Genomic DNA, 20,232 nt, shown 5'->3' with positions numbered 1-20,232 from the left:
GGTGGTGCAGCCTCAGCTTGGCGAGACCGACTCGATGTTCAAAGTCTGTGTGCCGCCGTTCTTGACGCGAATCGGGCGCACCAGAGTCTTGTCCTGCGGCTGCTTGCCGAAGTCGAGGTCGCGATCTTGCGAGATCATGACCAGTTTCGGCCCCTCCACATGCGCGGCGGGTTGCTCGGCGGGCTTGGCCGGCGTCGCCGGGTTGCCCGGCTGCGCGGTCGCGGGCACAGGCACAGTCGGCGTAGAGGCCGGCGGCGCGGGTGCTGTTGCCGGCGGTATAGTGGTCAACGGCGGTGCCGGTTGCGCGGTCGGTGGCGTATTGGCATTCGCCGTTTCCGCAGCCGGCGCGGCGTTATTATTCGCCGGCGCGTTATTGCTTTCCGGCGCGGCACAGGCGGCGGTCAACATCAGACAAAGCAGCGCGATCCAATGTGCGTTCCTGAGAGTTGGTTTCATAAGGGGATAATTTATCATAAGACGCCGAGCCACATGAAATGATGAATGATGAACGATAAATAATGGATTGCGGAAAAGCAGGTGGGCTGACGCCCGACACTGTTCCCTCAGTTCCTCATTCATCATTCATCATTTTCCTTTTCAGCGTGACGACCGTTGCGCCCCAGCCGCCCGCCTCGCCTGGGGCATCTGAGAAGTGAGTTACAAAAGGGGTGCGGGCGAGAATGCCGCGGACGATCTCGCGCTGCACGCCGATGCCTTTGCCGTGAATGATCCGCACACCGCGACAGCCGCGCGCGTGGGCTTCCGTAAGATAGTCTTCGACGACGGCGCGCACCTGTCGGGGCGGAATCGAATGCAGGTCCAGCGCATCACGAAACGGAATGACGACGGGATCGGGAAAGGGATCGAGCGGGTCAACGCTCTCGTCTTCATCGGCCTCAATCCTCGCGCGCGGCGCGGCGCGACGCCATCGCTTCAACAGGGAGTCGAAAATCATAAAGCCATGATAGAGGGATCAGGGGCTGGTAAGAAAGATGTATCGGCGCGGTGCTTTTCCGGCTAGCCCCTAGTCCCTGCTTTCCCGCCGCTTGCCGTGCGCTGTTGTCATGGTGAATAATTGAATTTTCGACTGCACGCCGTGCGGCGGACGATCAAAGACAGGACGTATACTCTAACTTCTGCTCCACTATGACTCCACTTCGCATGATCTTTTTCCTGATGGCAGCCGCGCTGTTGACGGCGTGCGATTCGTCGCCGAAAGTGCCGAAGGGGGCGCAGAAAAATTATCCCGTGATCATTCGCGACTCCGCCGACATGCGCGCCAAAGCCGAGCGCGAATGGCGGCGCATGCTTGACGCCTACACCGTGCCGCAGACGCCACCTGACCTGCACCCGATCATTAACACGCCGCGCTCGCTGCTGGGCGTCAGCGGCGGCATCAAGCTGATGCCCGCGCCGCCCGAACGCGCGGGCGACACGACGGCGCTGCGCGAAGCCATGAAAAATTTTCTTGATCGCTGGCGCGACCTGCTCAACGCCGACCCGTCGACGGTATCACTCGCGAAAGGCGATGCCGCGGGGACGACGCACCGCTTGACTTACCGGCAGGCGAACTATGGCTTCCCGGTCGCCGGCAACTATGGCGAGATGACGGCAGTGGTCAGCAGCGACGGCCGGCTGTTGCAGCTCGACGACCGCTTCATCCCGACCACAGACCTGCCGCAGCGCCCGCAGATCGCCCGCGAAGAGGCGCAGAAGCGCGTTGTCGGTCGCAGCTTCACTTACACGGACATCGCGGGCCGCGAGCAGCGCGCCCAGGTCACGAACGCCGCCGAAGTCAGCGCCCGTCAACTGGTCATCTTGCCGATTCAGAAAGGCGATAACATCGAAGTCCATCTGGCCTGGGAAGTGACCGCGGGCCGCTCGCTTTCATGGACGGTTTATCTCGACGCGATCACCGGCGATGAGCTGCGCGTCGTGCAGAATTTTCAAACGTGAATTAGGGATTGGGTGCCGGGTGCCGGGTGTTGGTGAAGCCCACCGACACCCGGCACCCGGCACCCGGCACCCGGCCCCAATGGATTATGGAAACGGTTATCACAAGAGACACGGATATTTTGCGCGAATACATCGCGGCGCTCGATGCCCGCGAACGCGGCATGTCGCCGTTCGCGCGGTTGATGGCGACCGTCAAGCTGGCGCGGTTGCGGCGCGAGTTGAACGCTTCACAGATCGAAGCCGCCGATGATGACCTGCTGGCCCTGCGCCGCGAGATTGACGAGCGCACCGAGCGCAGCTTCATGCGACGCTTTGAAGCGCGGCCCTGGGGGGCGCGTCTGGTCATCTTCCTGATGCTCGTGATTGGCCAGCAACTGGCGCTGGCGCTGATCGCGCTGCTGGCGGCGGCGTTTGTCAGATTGGCTCCGGTGCCGAAGCGTTGGAACCCTGTGCTGCCACACGAAGACCCTGGCTACTTGCTGGTCTTCAGCTTCTTCTTCTTTTTCGTGACGCCGATGCTGGCGCTGCTGGTGGTGTTCGGGGGGCGATTCTTCCGCTCGTGGCGCAAGACGCTGCCGGCTGTGCTGCTCACTATCGTCATCTCGGCGGTCGCTACTTATCTGGTCTTTCGCAACACCGAAGCGAAAAACCCCGTGCGCCATCTCACCTCGCTCGAAGAAATGACTAAAGCGCGCGAGGTGAACGTCCCCAGTTATCGTCAGTGGGTTGCTGCCAACTGGCTGATGAGCGACCCGCAGTTCCAACGCGACTACGAAAGCTACCTGCGCAATGGGCCGGGCCGCTGGATTGTGGCGCGCATTTATCCCGAAGGCGACGTTTCGCAAGATGCGGCGTGGCGGTCGCCTGATCCTAAAGACCAGATGCAGTCGCCGGCGATGCAAGCGATGAGCGAATACCTGGACGGCGGCCAGGACCCGAATGGCTTCCGCGACTGGCTGCGTTATTACCTCGACCGCCACCGCATCTACTCCGAAGATCGTATCGAGCAAGAAGTCACCGCCATCACCGGCCCCGCCAATCAGCGTTTTCTCGGGCTCTGGCAGGTCGAGCCTTACTTGAAAGAGCGCGACCAGCGGCTCTATCGCGCTTATCTGGGCGAAGTCGGGCGCAAGCTGCGGTTGTGCGCGCTGGGCACGCTGGCGCTTTATGGCTTTGCTTTTTTAGTAGTCTTGCTTACAGGCCCGGCGCTATCGTTCTGGGAGCGCATGGCGGGCAGCGGTCGCGGCAAACGCAGCGTCCGCAGTTATGAAAGCGAGCCGGCGGTAGGCACACCGTCAAGGCCGCGCCGGCGCTACGAATCGTTCCCCGAGCGCGGCGAGATCACCACACCGCCGTTTTTCGACACGCCGCTCATTTTGCTCAGCCGGGTGCATCGCGGATTTATGCGGCTGGCCATCTTCACCATCCTTTTCGTCTTCGCCTGCTGGGCCGTGATGTATGCGATGCAGTTATCGAGCAACCGCCCCAACCCGGCGACGCAGGTGGGACTGATGCGCTCGTTCCTGGTCTTCGGCAGCAAGGCCGAAAGTGAGGTCAACCCGACAAACGGGGTGGCGAGCGCGACCTATGCGACGATCTATCGCGCCGGCTTGAATGCGCCTGCTGGTGACGCGCTTGCGGCACGGGTTGCCGGCGTCGAGAGCGAGATCGATGAGAGCGATTACCAGAACGCGCATCGCTTCAAAGAGCAGTACAAAGTGCTGGCGGCGACGCAAACCGACGTCAGCTCGTTGAAGAGCACGACGGCACAGCTCCAGCAGGCGACCACCGGCTTGCCGCAACAGATTTCGCAGGTCGGCTCGCAGGCCGAAGCCCGCGCCGGCCAGGCCGCGGGTGATGCGGCGGCGGCCCGGCAGATGGCCCAGTCGGTCGAGCAGCAACTGTCGGCCAAGCTCAAAGAGCTGGAAGGCCGCGCCGCGCGCGCCAGCGAAGAGGTTGGCCGCGTCGAAGCGCAAGCCTCTGGCATCGGCACGCGCACGGAAAAGCTCGAAACCGACATCATCGGCCTGACCAAACAGCTCGAAGCGCGCACAGACGAGTTGAGCAACCGCACCGCGAAAGAGCGCGAAGATCAGGCGGCGCGGATCGCCGCTTTGCAGAACGTCGCCTTCGCAGGGCTGGTCGGCGAGCTGACGGCGAGCGTTGACGAGATGGAGCGGCGCGTCAGCTCGAATCTTTATCGCTTCTTCAACAAGGGCGAAGCGCAGCGCGAAGCCGACACCTTGCGGCAGCGCATCACTTCGCTCGCCACGGCGCTGGGCGGCTTCACGAGCGATCAGGCGAAGCAAGCCGTCACGCAGCTCGAACAACTACGCAGCCGCCTCGACGAGATCGCCGGCCGTATCAAGTAAGCCTGTCCGCCGCTCGTATGCAGACCGGTCAAGAGATGATCGAGCAAGCTCAGGCGACCGCCTTGCGGCCCGCGCCGCGCCGCTTTGTCGTCCCGAAGCCGGTCGAGCTGGTCATCGCCTTCGCGTTGATCCTGACGGTGATGCGCTGGATCGAGTTCGGCGGCCCGGCCATCCTCGATAACGACGGCTTCTATCACATGCGCTGGAGCCGCACGCTGCGCGAGCAGTTCCCGCACCTGCCGCGCTTTCAATCGCTGCCGCTCACTATTCTCAACGAGCAGGACTACGTCGATCATCACTACCTCTTTCACCTCCTGCTGACGCCGTTCACCTTCGGCAACGATATGCGATTGGGGGCAAAGCTGGCGGCGGTGACTTTTGCAAGTCTCGGCATCCTGTCACTGTTCGGGCTGCTGGTCGCCTTCGACGTGCGCCATCGCTGGCTATGGCTAGCGCCCATCATTGCCGGCTCCGAGCCGTTCCTTTACCGCATGTCTATGACGCGGGCGCCGGCGCTGTCGCTCGGCATGATCGGGCTGGGCGCTTACCTGATACTGAAGCGCAAGTACGCGTGGCTGGGGCTGCTGTCGTTTGCCTTCGTCTGGTATTACAGTCTATTCCCGTTGATCTTCATTCTGGCGGCGCTGTATGCGGTGGCGGTCTATCTGGCCGAGCGGCGCATTGAATGGCGCGCGCCACTCTGGTCGCTGGCGGGCATCGTTGCCGGCCTGGTCATCAACCCGTACTTCCCGAAGAACCTGCACCTGCTGTGGGAGCATCTGCTGATGAAAGCCACCGCCGGATCGGGCTACGCCGTCGAGGTCGGCATCGAGTGGTATCCGTATGATGCATGGGACCTGCTGCGGTTGAGCGGGCTGGCGTTTGTGATCTTCTTTGCGGGATTGGCGGCGTTCGAGTACCGGCGGCGGGCGCGTGACCTGAAGCCGCTCTTCTTCCTGCTGGTCGCGCTGGTGCTGCTGTTGATGATGTTCAAGTCGCGGCGCTTCGTCGAATACTGGCCGCCATTCGCGGTGGTCTTCGCGGCGTTCACGATCAGCCCGCGCCTTGCCGAGTTTGATCGCTCATGGTTCAGGCAGAGTCGCGAACGCGCCGTCGCCGCCGTCGCCGCGGCCATTACCGCGGTCATCGTCGGCGCTACGGTGGTCTTTACGGTTATCGGGGCGCGCGCCGACATGAAGTCCGAACGCGAGCCGTATGCTTACCAGGGCGCGAGCGAATGGATTGCCGCGAACGTGCCGGCGGGGGCGATGATCTTCAACACCAACTGGAGCGACTTCCCGATGCTCTACTACTACAACCCGGACAACCCTTACATCACCGGGTTGGACCCGACTTATCTCTACGACCGCGACCGGGAGTTGTGGAAGCTCTACAATCGCATCACGCTCGGCGACGAAACCGACGCGGCGCCGTTAATCCGCGAACATTTCGGGGCCGAGTACGTCTTCACAGAAAATGGGCACTCGGACTTTATGGATGCGGCGATGGATAGCGGTAAATTCGAGATTGTCTACTCGGACGCGAAGGCCGTCGTACTGCGCGTCCTGTCGGCGGCAGAGGTCGAGAAGATGAAACGCGAGCCGGCGGGCGATGACGCAGGCGACAGCAGCGACGATGATGGCAGCGCGGAGTGATGAAGGAGGGCGAAAATTGGGCCTACGCTTGCCCGGTTCAAGCGCCTTCCGCTATACTGGAGCGGTTCTTGATGGAGAAGTCGCCTAGTGGCTGAGGGCGGCGGTTTGCTAAACCGCTATAGGCTGTAAAGGCCTATCGAGGGTTCGAATCCCTCCTTCTCCGCTTCCTTTTTGTTCAAACAGCTTAGGGCAATCCTTTAACCAGGATTGCCCTTTGTTATTGCACTATCTTGCTGGCCTGTACCGCAGGTGTACCACAGATTCCCCGCTCGTTGAGTAAATCAGTTGAGGTAATGTTCGCGGCAATCATTTCCGTGGACTCCGATTCGACCGGATCGCTGTGCACGTAGGTATCCGCGGTCGTCGAGATACGGCTGTGGCGGGCGAACCCTTGCGCGCGCTTCAGGTCTCCCGTCAGACGGTACAACATAGTGATCGCGCTATGCCGGAAGATGTGAAAGCCGTGATTAAACTTCTCCCGTTATATCCCGGCCTTGTCCATCGCCCGATACAAGACAGTCTTGCGGAGACTGTCTTGATTGAGCGCACCTCCATCTTCACGACAAAACACGAAGTCGTGGCCATCAGTAAAAACGGAGTGCTGCCGATGCCACAACAGAATGGTAACCAGCGGCTCTGTGCCGGGTCATAGTTATAGTGCGACAGCAATTCTCGGACAATGACCCGGCGGTATTTCAGTGGCTTTGCGCCCTCCCACGCCTGCCTTTATGGATGAGCGCCATCGTAATTTACTTGACATGATTTGTTATTCGGATTATCTTTGAGCCCGCCTTACAATACATTCATTTGAGTGCTTTTAGCTATCATCCATCATCAGCCTGATTTCTGGGCCTGGGGTGTTCGTGTGTCAGCCGACCAGGAGTCAGGCGCTCCAGGGGTTGTTGTACGAACCAGGGCTCTGATTTCGACAATCACTGTTCCTAACTCTACCTCTGGATTCAGTAGACCGCTGGCTAAGGGCGAAGTTGTGTCCGAGGTCTGCGAGTGTACTGGCCACGGGCAAATCGTCGCTTAGAAGGCTCCTTCCACAATAGTTGTTCAAGGCAAACCCGGCACTTTCCTGTTCCTGAGATGGTGCCCACAGGAGATCAGCAATGGCAAATCCTCGTGACATCCAACGTGCGCTCTACAACCGACTGGAACTGGTCAAAGCGGGATTGACGCGGCGCGACCTGATCAAGATGGGGCTGATGACGGGCGCCGGCGTGCTCATCCCCAAGGGCGGCCTGACGCACGCCCAGACGACGAGTAGCTGGGGCAGCGGCTCCGGCTGCTATAGCAATTGCAGCCCCGGATGCAGCCCACAACCGGCAAGGGTTTTTGTTGACCCGCTGCCCATTCCGCCGGTGCTGCCGGCGCGCTCACTCACTGACGCCGGCTTGCAGTTCGGCGCTCCCCCGCAGCGATGCCCCAACAACGCGATCAATTCCGCAACCGGTCTTCCCTACGAAGGCCGCGGCCAATCCAACGGCTCACTGATTTCCGGGTCGGATTGCTTCCAGTTCTTCAACCAGTATCCGGTCCAGCAGTATTTCGTGCAGCGGATCCGGGCCAATACCAACTTCCGCATGACCTCGGACACCAACATCCCGGCACAGACCATCTGGGGATTCAACCAGGGCGGGTCGAGCGCGAGCGATGTGGCGCTGTTTCCCGGACCCACCATCGTCACGCGCTACCAGCAGCCGTGGCTGGTTCGCCGCTTCAACGAACTGCCGATACAGAGCCAGAACGGCGGCTTCGGCGTTCCAGAAATCTCTACTCACTTGCACAACTTCCACACGGCTCCAGAGAGCGATGGCGGCCCGTGCCGCTGGTTCTTCCGCGGGCAGTACTTTGATTACTACTACACCGCGCAGCAGGCGGGATTCGCCTCTGACCATCAGCCGAACGGCGACATCAATGAGTCGCTGAGTACCTTGTGGTATCACGACCACCGCATCGACCACACCGCCGAGAACACCTACAAGGGCATGGAAGGCTTCCACCTCATGTTCAACCAGTTCGACACCGGCGATGAGAGCAGCGGCTTTCATCTGCCCAGCTTTCCTGCTTACGACATCCCCCTCATCATGGCCGACAAGCTGCTGGATTCGAGCACCGGCCTGATGTGCTTCGACACCTTCAACTTCAAAGGGCTGATCGGCGACGTGCAGTTGGTCAACGGCATCATCCAGCCGTTCCTGAGCGTGAATCAACGCCGCTACCGCTTCCGCATCCTCAACGGCGGGCCGTCGCGCTTCTATGAACTGTTCCTGACCGACCCCAACAACACCAGCACGGTCATTCCCTTCTGGGTCATCGCCAATGACGGCAACTTGCTACCCAAGCCTGTGAAAGTCACCAGCATCCGAGCCAGCGTGGCCGAGCGATTCGACATCATCGTTGACTTCACTCAGGTCAAGAAGCTCATCGGCACGCACAACACCGTTCGCCTGGAGAACCGGCTGGAGCAAAAAGACGGCCAGGGGCCGACCGGCAATATTCTGGCGGCGGGCACCGGCACCTATTGCATGGAGTTCCAGATCGGCTCGAAGGTGACGGACTACAGCGTTGACCCAGCCACCGGGCCGACTTTCTACGCCCTGCCTAGCGTCGTCACGCCGCGCATCACGCGCAACTTCAAGTTCGACCGCAGCAATGGCCAATGGGTGATCAACGACCAGTTCGCCGACTGCACCCAGATTCGCTTTACGGTCGAGCAGAACAGTGCCGAGAACTGGGTCATTAGTAACCCGCGCAACGACTGGCAGCACCCCATCCACATCCATTTTGAAGAGCACCAGATCCTGCAAAGGAGTTCGGGCGGGCGCCATGACCGGTCTGAATGGCAGTATTCAGGTGGATACAGCGGCGACGGATGGGGCAGCCGCGGCTACGGCAGCGGCAGCGGCAGCAACGGCGGCACGAACTCCAACGGCGTGCCGGCCGTCGAGATCGCGAGAAAAGATGTCACCCGGCTCCAATTCGACGAGACGGATACACTCTTCTTCCGCTTCCGCGACTTCGTCGGCGACTACCCGATGCACTGCCACAACACGGTGCATGAAGATCACGCCATGATGCTCATCTTTCAGGTACAGCCTGGCGTCATCGACAACAACCAGAATCCGTAAACCAGCCGCCCTGGCGATGCCAAAGGCGAAGCAATGAAGAAAGGAGAAACGACCATGGCAACGATGACAAGAAGAAAGTTGCTGGCGGCTGCCGGAATGACAACGGTCGCCGGGACGACGGCTTTGTTCGGGAAGGACAAGCCCGACAACAGCCGGCGGCGCCGCTTCCAGGACGTCTCGCCGCGCGAGCTGATCCGCCAGCGCCATCTGCCGAATGTCGAACTGATCACGCAAGACGGCGAGAAGGTCCGCTTCTACGACGATCTGGTTAAGGACAAGCGGGTGGTCATCCAGTTCATGTTCACGCGCTGCAAAGATATCTGCCCGATGGTGACGCATCACCTGGCCGAGGTACAGAGAATCTTGAGCGACCGCGCCGGCCGCGACATCTTCTTTTACTCGATCACGCTGAGTCCTGAGGAGGACGGTCCCGAAGAGCTCAGGCGGTTTGCGAAAGAACACGGGGCCGGACCGGGGTGGCTCTTTCTGACCGGAAAGCCCAAGGACATCCTGTTACTGCGAAAATCGCTCGGCTTTACTTACGATGACCCCGTGCAAGACGCTGATCGGAACAACCACAGCGGCATGCTGAAGATTGGCGATGAGCCGCTCATGCGCTGGGCCTCGTGTCAGGGCGGGGCCAATCCCAAGTGGATCGCCAGCACGATCCAGAACGAGGCCGATTCGCCCTTCAAAGGGGCCGTGAACGGGATACGGCAGGCCGACCCGGCGGTGCACAAGAAGTAAATCCTTCCCGCAACCAAAGACAAGTCAGAGGTGCCCAAGGAGAACCTCAGACGCAAGGCTCTTTTCCGAGATGGGCACCTCTTTATATTGTCCGGGCTTGTCAAGTGTGAGGGTCGTCATCTTATTAGGGAAATATCCACTCGTTCGACAGCGCGCCGTCCGGGTTGCGCACCTGCAAGCGGTCGCCGGATTGAATCACCTTGCCGGCCTTGCGGGCGATCAGCACGGTTGCCGAGTTGACTGCATCGTTCACCACTTTCTTCTGCCGCACGCCGTTGAGAAAAAGCTCAGCGCCATCGGCGAACTCCTGGCCGGTGATGATCAGTTGCTTGCGCGACCTCTCGGCCCCGGTAATTCTGGGAGTGAATATCAAACCCGCTTGCAGCACGGCTTGCAGCGATTGATAGGCCGGCTTGGGCTGATAGGTCGCGTCGAAGATCAGCGCATCGCCCATCCCCGCGAAGACACCCGGAACCCATGAATACCTGTCGGTGAAGCCCCACATCACCAGCGCCTTGCAGTTCGGCTGGCGCAAACAGAAGTCGGCCACCTCGCCATAGCTCTCCGCCTGCGTTTGCTGATCCGCCGCCGACAACGGCAGCCGGGCGCGCACGTCGAGTTCCGTAACCATCATCTCAAGGCCGAGCGACTGAAGTCGCTCGGCGTTCTGCCGGTTGGCGTCCGTGATGCGAAAGCCGTTCACGACATGCATCTGCCAGCCGACCCCATCAACCGGCACGCCGCCGGCTTTCAAATCCCGCAGCAAGGCGTAAACCGTGTCGGCCTTCTGGCCCATGTCTTCGGCGTTATAGTCGTTGTAGTAGAGTTTCGCCGCGGGGTCCGCCTCGCGCGCGAACTCGAACGCCATGCGAACGTAGTCGGGACCGATCCTTTGATACCAGAACGACGACGTGCGCAGGCCGCCGGTCGCATCGTCAATCGCCTCGTTGACTACGTCCCAGGCCAGAACTCTTCCTTTATAGCGCCCCATCACCGTGCTGATGTGATCCCGCAGCAGGCCGATCACCTCGTCACGCGTGAAGTTGCCGCCCGTGAGCCAGCCCGGCAACTGGTTATGCCAGACCAGGGTATGGCCACGAATCCTCATATGGTTGGCTTCGGCAAACGCCACGAGCGCGTCGGTGTCGGCGAAGTTGTAAGTACCCTGAGCGGGATGAATGGCGTCCCACTTGAAAGCGTTTTCGGCGACGATGATGTTGAACTCGCACCTGAGCGTGTCCTGGTAGGGCTCCTCGTTGCGCAGCGGCGCGGCGGCGACGGCGGCGCCGACGTAGAAGCCGCGTTTGTCGGCGGCCACGCGCAAGGGGAAATTCTGCGCCGAGGCGATGCCCATCGTTGGCAGGCAGATGACGGCGGCCAAAGCGACGGCCATGCGGATTCTTATTATGCCTCTCCCCATTGACGCTATTATTTTACCTGGCTTGTGATTCTAAAGCATCCCGCTGATCTTCAGCCCGACTGCCTCACGACTCGGTAGCCTATCCGGCAGCTTCACGGTGAGACCTTGCTCGCCTTGCGACCACTCCAGTTTGCCGCCGCCTAAGATCGTTACGTCCTTCACTTTCCGCCCGCCGGTCTGCGGCGAACTCGTCGCCAAACTCCTGATGACAGCCTGCGCCGTCGGCTGCGGCGCAAGCAAGTAGGCATAAAGCGCCTCGCCCTTAGTGGTGAAGCGGACGTCTTCAATCGTGTAGGGCTTGCTGCGCACATCACGCGCGCCGCCGAATTGGCCCGCCTCGGCTGTTTCGACGGTTGAAGGGCCTTCGCCGTAGATCTTCCATGGGCGGCTGCCGAAGACGCCTTCGGCGTTCGTCTTCATCCACGCCGCCATGCCTTCGAGGAACGCGACCTCGTGTTCATCAATCGTGCCGTCGCCGCGGACGGGAACGCTGAGCATGAGGTTGCCGTTCTTGCTCACGATATCGAGAAGCATATTGATGACCTGTCCGACCGTCTTGTACTTATTCTGCTCGGCGATGGCGCGGCTATAATGCCACGAGCCTATGCAAGTATCTGTTTGCCACGGTTGCGGACGTATGCCGGTGGCGACGCCCCGCTCAATGTCCTCGACGAGCGCGGCGACGTGCTCCGGCTTCATGTGCTTGGCGTTGACGACGGCCTCCAGCTTGCCGTTATTGCGCGCGAGATTGGCGTTGTAGTAGTGCGCCACAATATCAAGCCCGGCCTGGCCGAGCGGCAGCTCGGTGTCGTCGAAGTAGAGGACATCAGGGTGATATTTATCAACCAGGTCCTGACAGCGGAGGAACCACTTCTCAGCGAACACCGGGTTCATCGGCGGCGGATTCTCGTTCCACACACCGTCGTGTTTACCATGCCACTCATTCATCGCCTTGATGCTGGTGATACCGTCAGGCACAACGATGTTGCGCCCGGTGTAGAGGTCTTGCGGGTCTAGCCCCTCCCACCACTTGCCCGTGCCGTCGGCCTTCGTCAACTGTGCAGCGTCGTAGCGCACGCCGGCCTGTGGCCCCTCGGCATCGTACCCGTAGGCAACCTGGAACCAGTGCCAGGCGTGAGCCGAGTGGTTGCTGACGCCGAAGCGCAGGCCGCTTGCACGCGCGACTTTGGCCCACGTCCCAACGATGTCCTTCTTCGGGCCGACATTGACCGAGTTCCAGGCGTGATACTTCGAATCGTAGGCATCGAAGTTATCGTGGTGGTTGGCAAGGGCGAAAAAGTATTTCGCGCCGGCGCGCTTGTAAAGCGCCATCAGCTTCTCAGGCTCCCAGCGCTCCGCCTTCCATAGGCGGTCAATCTCCATGAAGCCGAACTTAGAGGGGTGGCCATAAGTTTTAACATGGTAGTCGTAAGCTGAGTCGCCCTGTTGATACATTCTACGCGCGTACCAGTCGCCCTGCTCCGGCACGCACTGAGCCGTCCAGTGCGCCCAGATGCCGAACTTGGCGTCGCGGAACCATTCGGGCACGCGGTAGTTCTGCACGAGCGATTCCCATGTCGGCTGGAATGGCCCGCGCGCGATGGTGCGGGCCGACTGAGCCGCGGTCACCGCACGAGTTCGCCAGGCCGTTAATCGCAGGCCGGCGGCGATGGCCGATGTTTTTAAGAAGTCGCGTCGAGAGAGATGCGGTTTCACCGTTAATGCTCCTTCTGGTCAAGAGGGTAGATATTCCCAATCAGCGACTCGGCTCGTTGCGGATCACGGTCGCCTTGCCTGTCACTCGGAAGCGTCCTTCGACGACCGATGTGGTCGCCGCGTCGGTGCGCCCTTTGAACCCCGGCTGCTTGCCGCCGACCGCCACAGTGAACTCACCGGGCTCGACCACGGTCGCTCCCGAATCATTAATGATCGCGAGCTGGCGCGGTTCGAGCGTGAAGCTCACCTCGCGTCGCTCGCCGGGCGCGAGGTGAATCCTTTGTACGCCCTGAAGTGAGCGAACAGGGACGCGCACCGAAGCTTCAACGTCCGTCACGTAAAGCTCGATAACTTCGTCACCCGCCCTCGTGCCAATGTTTGCCACGGTCGCCCGAACCGTAATCGGAGCGCCAGCCGCGACCGTTTTCGGCACGACGAGATTCGAGTAGCCGAAGCGTGTGTAGCTGAGGCCATAGCCGAACGGGTAGAGCGGCTCGCCCTTGAAGTACCGGTAGGTCCGCCCGTCCATCGCGTAGCTCTCGAACGGCGGCAACTGATCGAGGGATTTGTAGAACGTCACGGGCAGTCGCCCCGCCGGGTTGTAATCGCCAAAGAGCACATCGGCCAGAGCCGTGCCGCCTTCTTCGCCCGGATACCACGCCTGGAGAATTGCGTTGGCGTGGTCGGCCGCCCAGTTCACCGCAAGCGCGCTGCCGCTCAACAGCACGACGACAATGGGCTTGCCGGTTGCCGCGACCGCTTCGAGCAATCGCTGCTGGCGTTCCGGCAGGTCAATTGACGTGCGGTCGCCGCCCTTAAAGCCGGGCTCGGTGACGTTCATCTCTTCGCCTTCGAGCTTGGACGAAATGCCGAGCACCATCAGGACGGCATCGGACCTCTTCGCTGTAGCGACCGCTTCGGAGAAAGAGACCTCGCGTGATGACGGCGGCATCCAGACGAGCTTGGCGACAGCGCCGACGTGGCTCTCGAAGTACTCGACTTTCACGTCATAGGCGCGGCCCGCTTCGAGCGTCACCTGAGCGGTGATTGTCCTCGGCGCATGCTCGGTCCAATCCTCCGCGATGAGCTTGCCGTCGAGATAGACGCGGACGCCATCGTCGGCAGTCGCACCGAGCGCATATGTGCCCGACACGGGCGCGACGAGTTTTCCTGTCCACCGCGCCGAGAAGTTGTCGACAGGGATCTCTGCCGCCGGCGACCCGACACCCCAGTCGAAAGCAACTTCCGGATCGACGCGAGTGATGGCGGGAGTTCCAGAGAGGTCGCGATTGGCGAAGTACTCGGCGCGCAACCCATGCTCGCCAGCCCCTCCGCCGGCTGGTGTGAGAGAAGACGACGGGATGGGCACCCCATCCACGGACGTGAGCGACGCGCCTCGCACCGAGACGACCGTCGTCGTCTTAGAGACGGCGCGGCGGATGCCCTCAAGCGGCGTTACGGCATGCGACGTCTGGCCATTGTAGTTGCCAAGCAAAACGTCTATGTCGTCGGCGTTCGGGCCGATGACCGCAATCGTGCCGAGGTCCTTGCGCAGCGGCAGGGCGCCATCGTTCTTGAGCAGCACCATTGATTCGCGCGCCGCTTCGGCTGCCAGTCGTCTGTGCTCGGCTGAGTCGTTCTCGGAGAAGGGAATCTTTGAAAACGGGACCATCTCTGGCGGGTCGAACATTCCAAGCCGGAACCGTGCGACGAACAGGCGCTTCACGGCGCGGTCTATGTTGCTTTCCGAGATGATCCCCTGCTTCACTGCCGCGAGCAGCGTCGCGTACTCGTCGCCGCAATCGAGGTCGGTCCCCGCCTTCACGGCGCGCGCGGAGGCGGCCTCTTGTGAAGGCGCGACCTTGTGGTTCGCGAAGATATCGCCGACCGCGCCGCAGTCCGACACGACGTAGCCTGCGAAGCCCCACTCGCCGCGAAGAATGTCGGCCAGGAGCCGTGTGTTCTCACAGCACGGCTGGCCGTTGACGCGATTGTAAGCGCACATCACGGAGGCCGCCTTTCCCTCGATCACGGTGGCGCGGAATGCGGGCAAGTAGGTTTCGCGCAGGTCGCGGTCGCTCGCCGCCGCGTCGAAGCCGTGGCGCAATGGCTCCGGCCCGCTGTGTACGGCATAGTGCTTCGGCGTTGAAACTACCTTGAGGTATTTCGGATCGTTGCCCTGCAAGCCGCGCACGAAGGCAACGCCGAGACGCGACGTGAGATAAGGGTCTTCGCCGTAGGTTTCCTGGCCGCGGCCCCAGCGCGGGTCGCGGAAGATGTTGATGTTCGGCGACCAGAATGTAAGCCCATAAAAGCGACCGTGATTCCCCTGCCGCTGCGCCTCGTTGTACTTCGCCCTGGCTTCTGTCGAGATGACCTCCGCGACGCGACCGACGAGATCCGTGTCGAAGGTGGCGCCAAGCCCAATCGCCTGCGGGAAGACGGTCGCGACTCCTGAAAATGCAACGCCGTGAAGCGCTTCGTTCCACCAATCGTATTCCGGAATGCCTAGACGCGAGATGGCCGGGGCGGCGTTCATCATCTGCGAGATCTTCTCTTCGAGTGTCATGCGGGAGACGAGGTCGTCGTCGCGCCGTTCGGCGGAAAGCGATGGGTCGAGGTAGGGGGCCTTCGCGGGGCGCTGTTGCGCCACTAAAGGGAACGCACACGACGCGAAGACGAGCAGGGCCACCGCCATCGCCGCGCACCGTTGCGACATCGTTCGAGATAGCATTGCAAACCTCCAGTCCACTTCACGTGCGGTCGTGCATCATTGCTCGACAGAGATCACGGTCACCGACTTGGGTTCTAGTCTCAGAGTCAGCTTGCCACCCTGCACCTTCGCCGAGATGGGTTTCGGCACGACCGTATGCGGTGCGTCAAAGCGGTTCACGCTATCGACTCTGGGCGCGGTCAGTGTTTCCCCGGCTGCCGATTTCGGCGTGATGCCGGCCAAGGCGACCTCGATCTCGACTGCTTGATTGGGATCGACATTGGTGATTTCAAGCCATAGCTTGCCGGCTTTGTCTTTGGCGGCGATGGCGTCCACGCGCGGCAACGTGATGCCGCCGTGAGTGTAGCTGCCGGCGCTGAACGTGACCGGCACGAACGTGGCATCCTGAAACGGCACGTACATCTTGTAGACGTAATAGGTCGGCGTTAGCACCATCTTCTCTTTATCGGTCAGAATCATCGCTTGCAGGACATTGATCATCTGCGCGATGTTGGCCATGCGCACGCGCTCGGCATGTCGAACGAAGATGTTGAGGTTGAGTGCCGCAAGTATCGCGTCACGCAGACTGTTCTGCTGGACCAGAAAGCCCGGATTGCTGCCGGGCAAAGGCGCATACCACGCGCCCCATTCATCCACCACAAGGGCGACTTTTTTTTGCGGATCGTACTTGTCCATGATGGCCGCGTGCTTACTGACAAGCCCTTCCATCTCTAATGTGCCCTTGAGTATCTGACTGTATTCGGCCTCACCGAAGCCGACGGATGCGAACTTCTTCTCCCAGTTCAAAACCGTGTAGCTGTGCAGCGATAGACCTTGTATATCCCAACTCCACTGGTGATTCTGCCATGCCTTCATGACGGCTTCGGTCCATTCGTTGAAGCGCGGCTCGCCGCCGCCCGGGCCGACGGCGATCTTGAGCATCTGTTGGTTGTCCTGCTGCGCGGGATTATAATTCCTGACGAAGCGGCTGTAGAGCTTGAGCTGGCTCAGGTAGTAGTCGGGCGTCATGTTGCCGCCGCAATCCCAGCTTTCGTTGCCGATGCCGAGGAAGGCGACACGGTAAGGAGCCGGGTGACCATTGGCGGTGCGCTCCCTGGCAAGCGCGGTCGGCTGCGCTGTGGTCAGGTACTCCAACCACTCGGCAGCTTCTTGCGGAGTACCGGAGCCGACATTAACTGAGAGGTAGGCTTCAGCACCGATCTGGTCGAGGAAATCCATGAACTCGTGAGTGCCGAACGTGTTCGGCTCGATAACGCCGCCCCAGTTGGGATTGAGCGTCTCTGGCCGCTGCGGGCCGATGCCTTTACGCCAGTGGTATTCGTCGGCGAAGCAGCCGCCGGGCCAGCGCACGTTCGGCACCTTGATGGCTTTGAGCGCGGCCACAACGTCGTTGCGGATGCCGCGAGTGTTGGGAATTGAGGAACCCGGGCCGACCCATATACCTTCGTAAACGCCGTGGCCGAGATGCTCGGCGAACTGGCCGAAGATATGGCGGTCGATCTTCGCCCCGGCCTTGGATGCATCAACGTTCAGGTCAACCTTTTGAGCGACTGCGAAGGGTGCAATTAAGATCACAATGATCAGAGCGAAACTGACAAGACGTACACGCATGACAAGCAATTCCTTTCGGTCTTAGTCTTCTGATTCAATGCCGCAACCTTTATTGAGCGGCCTATTGAAAGAGTCTTGGAGCGAAGTCTTTCAGATCGCGACGCCAGGTCTGCCACTCGTGATCTGTACCCGGTGATTCGTAGAAGACGTGCTGAATCTTTGCCTCCACTAACGAGGTATGAAGACGCTGAAGTCCTGCGCGCATTCGCTCAGGCTCTACCGTTCCGACACCGACCCAGAGCAAGTGAACTTTCTTGGCGAAGGCAGCAGGCTCGGAAAATACTCCGTTGTAATCGGTCTTCGGGTCAAGTTTCTGGTTCCCAAGCATCCCGCCCGCGCCGCTGAATCCGCCGATGTAAGAAAAGAGATCGAGATGGTTCAGCGTGATCTGGAACGTCTGCATGCCGCCCATCGAAAGGCCCGCCATCGCTCGGTGATCGCGATCAGGAATCGTTCGGTAGGTCCTGTCGATGAAAGGAATCAGCGCCTGCGTAACATCATCTTCAAACACTGACATCATCTCCTGCATCGCCTTCAACATTTCGGGAGAACCGAAAGGCTTGCCCGTCAGATCGGGCAACGCATGGCCGGCGCGCCGGGCGTAGCCATAGGCCATCACCATGATCATGGGTTTGCACTTTCCTTCGGCGAGCAGATTATCCAGGATGAAGTTGGCACGCCCCTGGCGAATCCATCCCGTTTCATCTTCACCGCCGCCGTGCTGCAAGTAGAGCACGGGGTAGCGCTGCTTGGTTTGCGTTTCGTAAGTCGGCGGCAGATAGATCAGCGCGTGCCGCCAACTGCCTGTTACCTTCGAGTTGTACCAGACCTCGCGCACCTGGCCGTGCGGCACGTCTTGAATCGAATAATAAGTCGAACCCGGCTCTGGCACCTCTACGGCGCTGGCGTATTTGCTGCCGCCAAAAAAGGATTGGCTGCCGGTGTCGCTGACTTCCGCGCCATCAATGACGAAGGTGTAGTAATGCAAGCCGGGAACAAGTGGGGGCGTGGTGAACGTCCAAAATCCATCGGCCTGTTTGGTCATTTCAGCTTTGGGGCCGCTCCAGAAATTCACTCTGACCTTAGTGGCGTCGGGCGCTTTGACGCGAAGCTGAACCCTCCCCGTGCCATCAACGCGTGGGTACTCTGCCCCCCAGACGTTCGTCGTCGGGGGCCGAAAATCGCCCGCCTCCTGTGCGTAACAGAGACCCGCAAAGAGTGCGCAACAAAGACTCGATAATAAAAGCATCAGTATGTTGAACCGTCGCATCGTTCTTCTCCTCTCTATGTCTTTGACCAGTGGTTATTGACGAGCCGCCAGATGCCGCGCTCATTCTCGTCACGCAGTTCGACCGGCAGCGCCTCCTGCGGAAAGTTCTGGTAACAGACCGGGCGCGCGAAACGCTTGATCGCCGCCGTGCCCACGGAGGTCGAGCGCGCATCGGTGGTCGCCGGGTAAGGCCCGCCGTGCTGCATCGAGGCGCACACTTCGACGCCCGTCGGAAAACCGTTGAAGATGAGGCGACCGGCCTTGTTCTCTAGCACGCGGACAAGCCATGCGAACTCGCGCAGGTCGTCGGGCGTGCCGTGAATCGTCGCCGTCAACGCGCCTTCGAGATTCTCTGCCACCTGTCGCAACCGGTCTTCGGTCTCGCAGGCGACGACCAGCGTGGTCGGGCCGAAGACCTCTTCGCCGAGTTCCTTGTGTTCGAGAAAGACCGAGGCGTCGGTCGCGAAGAGGTAGGCCGAAGCCTGCGTGCGTGATCCGTCGGGTGTGATCGTTGGGTGGCTCGCTTTAAGCGGGCCGAGTTGCCTGAGCCGGCCCACACCTTCTTCGTAAGTCTTCAATATCCCTGCGTGCAGCATGGTGCCCGGCGAGGCTGCGGCGAAGAGTTCGTCGGCACGCGCGATGAACTTTTCCAGCGTCTCTCCGCGCAGCCCGATCACGAGGCCTGGGCATGTACAGAACTGGCCGACCCCTAGCGTCACCGACTGCTTCAGTCCTTCGGCAAACTCCTCCGCGCGCTCTCGAAGCGCGCCCGGCAGAACGAAGACAGGGTTCGCGCTGCCCATCTCTGCATAGACCGGAATCGGCTCTGGCCGGCGCGCTGCCGCGTCGAAGAGCGCGCGACCTGCGCGCAGCGAGCCTGTGAACCCGACCGCCTTCGTGGTTGGGTGTTCGACGACAGCAAGGCTCACCGAAGGACTCGCGCCCTGAATCAGCGAGAAGACTCCTGCGGGCAGGCCCGCTTCCTCGACCGCGCGGTTGATGGCGCGGGCCACCAGCTCCGACGTTCCCGGATGCGCTGGGTGGGCCTTCACCACGACGGGGCAACGGGCGGCGAGCGCCGACGCGGTATCGCCGCCCGCCACCGAGAAGGCAAGCGGGAAGTTGCTCGCGCCGAAGACGGCGACAGGCCCAAGCGGGACGAGCATCCGGCGCAGGTCAGGTTTCGGGACGGGCTTTCGCTCAGGCTCGGCGTGGTCTATCGAAGCCTCGACCCAGGAGCCTTCGCGCACGACGGCGGCAAACATTCGCAACTGGCCCATCGTCCGCGCCCGCTCGCCCGTCAGCCGCTCCACAGGCAGGGCCGTCTCCGCGTGTGCCCGCTCGATCAACTCGCCGCCGAGCGCCTCGATCTCTAGCGCGATACGTTCGAGAAAGCTCCCGCTCTCTTCGGCGCTTCGCTGGCGGTAATCATTGAAAGCTTGCGCCGCCGCGACCAGGGAGCGGTCAATCTCAGCGGGCGTTGCCTCGTAAAACTCCGGCCCGAACTCTTGCCCCTCGGACGGGTTGAATGCGCGAAACGATTTTCCGCCGCCTTCGACCATCTCGCCCGCGATGATGCTTCTGCCGTGTAGCTCAGACATATGTTAGAACTCC

At 61.0% G+C, this 20,232-nt stretch carries 13 protein-coding genes and 1 tRNA gene; 6 read left to right on the top strand and 8 right to left on the bottom strand.

Going from position 1 to position 20,232, the window contains the following annotated elements; genetic code table 11:
• Nucleotides 1-12 precede the first annotated feature (12 nt).
• Together VJ464_04595 and VJ464_04590 are read right to left on the bottom strand one after the other, a co-directional pair.
• A complete protein-coding gene (locus VJ464_04595; protein ID HKQ04385.1) occupies nucleotides 13-456 on the bottom strand; it encodes a hypothetical protein in 444 nt (147 codons plus the stop codon).
• Between the two features lie 115 nt (nucleotides 457-571).
• Entirely contained in the window at nucleotides 572-955 is a 384-nt protein-coding gene (locus VJ464_04590) for a Smr/MutS family protein (protein ID HKQ04384.1), read from the bottom strand.
• A 191-nt stretch (nucleotides 956-1,146) separates the two neighbouring features.
• Between VJ464_04590 and VJ464_04585 the strand changes: the two genes are divergently transcribed.
• The 6 genes from VJ464_04585 (at nucleotide 1,147) to VJ464_04560 (ending at nucleotide 9,867) form a co-directional block, all read left to right on the top strand.
• Nucleotides 1,147-1,956, top strand: a complete 810-nt coding sequence (locus VJ464_04585; GenBank protein ID HKQ04383.1) for a hypothetical protein — start codon at nucleotides 1,147-1,149, stop codon at nucleotides 1,954-1,956.
• Between the two features lie 86 nt (nucleotides 1,957-2,042).
• Nucleotides 2,043-4,328, top strand: coding sequence for a hypothetical protein (locus VJ464_04580; GenBank protein HKQ04382.1), 2,286 nt, complete (start codon nucleotides 2,043-2,045; stop codon nucleotides 4,326-4,328).
• A 17-nt stretch (nucleotides 4,329-4,345) separates the two neighbouring features.
• The gene (locus VJ464_04575) at nucleotides 4,346-5,983 is read left to right on the top strand and encodes a hypothetical protein (GenBank protein HKQ04381.1); all 1,638 of its coding nucleotides are present in this window, start codon (nucleotides 4,346-4,348) and stop codon (nucleotides 5,981-5,983) included.
• 73 nt (nucleotides 5,984-6,056) lie between these two features.
• Nucleotides 6,057-6,146 (top strand) — tRNA-Ser (locus tag VJ464_04570).
• Between the two features lie 952 nt (nucleotides 6,147-7,098).
• A complete protein-coding gene (locus VJ464_04565; protein HKQ04380.1) occupies nucleotides 7,099-9,120 on the top strand; it encodes a multicopper oxidase domain-containing protein in 2,022 nt (673 codons plus the stop codon).
• A gap of 33 nt (nucleotides 9,121-9,153) precedes the next feature.
• On the top strand, nucleotides 9,154-9,867 hold the full coding sequence (locus tag VJ464_04560) for an SCO family protein (GenBank protein HKQ04379.1): 714 nt from the start codon (nucleotides 9,154-9,156) through the stop codon (nucleotides 9,865-9,867).
• 124 nt (nucleotides 9,868-9,991) lie between these two features.
• Here VJ464_04560 and VJ464_04555 read toward each other — a convergent pair whose 3' ends face one another.
• The 6 genes from VJ464_04555 to VJ464_04530 all read right to left on the bottom strand — a co-directional run bounded on the left by VJ464_04555 (nucleotide 9,992) and on the right by VJ464_04530 (nucleotide 20,219).
• The gene (locus VJ464_04555) at nucleotides 9,992-11,260 is read right to left on the bottom strand and encodes an endo-1,4-beta-xylanase (protein HKQ04378.1); all 1,269 of its coding nucleotides are present in this window, start codon (nucleotides 11,258-11,260) and stop codon (nucleotides 9,992-9,994) included.
• A gap of 57 nt (nucleotides 11,261-11,317) precedes the next feature.
• On the bottom strand, nucleotides 11,318-13,003 hold the full coding sequence (locus VJ464_04550; protein ID HKQ04377.1) for an alpha-L-fucosidase: 1,686 nt from the start codon (nucleotides 13,001-13,003) through the stop codon (nucleotides 11,318-11,320).
• 40 nt (nucleotides 13,004-13,043) lie between these two features.
• Nucleotides 13,044-15,737, bottom strand: a complete 2,694-nt coding sequence (locus tag VJ464_04545) for a glycoside hydrolase family 3 C-terminal domain-containing protein (protein ID HKQ04376.1) — start codon at nucleotides 15,735-15,737, stop codon at nucleotides 13,044-13,046.
• Nucleotides 15,738-15,773: 36 nt separating this feature from the next.
• Nucleotides 15,774-17,348, bottom strand: a complete 1,575-nt coding sequence (locus VJ464_04540; protein ID HKQ04375.1) for an alpha-L-arabinofuranosidase C-terminal domain-containing protein — start codon at nucleotides 17,346-17,348, stop codon at nucleotides 15,774-15,776.
• Nucleotides 17,349-17,409: 61 nt separating this feature from the next.
• A complete protein-coding gene (locus tag VJ464_04535; GenBank protein HKQ04374.1) occupies nucleotides 17,410-18,618 on the bottom strand; it encodes an alpha/beta hydrolase-fold protein in 1,209 nt (402 codons plus the stop codon).
• Nucleotides 18,619-18,632: 14 nt separating this feature from the next.
• Entirely contained in the window at nucleotides 18,633-20,219 is a 1,587-nt protein-coding gene (locus VJ464_04530; protein HKQ04373.1) for an aldehyde dehydrogenase (NADP(+)), read from the bottom strand.
• Between the last annotated feature and the right edge of the window lie 13 nt (nucleotides 20,220-20,232).

Source organism: Blastocatellia bacterium, from assembly GCA_035275065.1.
Taxonomy (GTDB): domain Bacteria; phylum Acidobacteriota; class Blastocatellia; order UBA7656; family UBA7656; genus DATENM01.
This window is presented reverse-complemented; position numbering and strand designations above follow the sequence as displayed.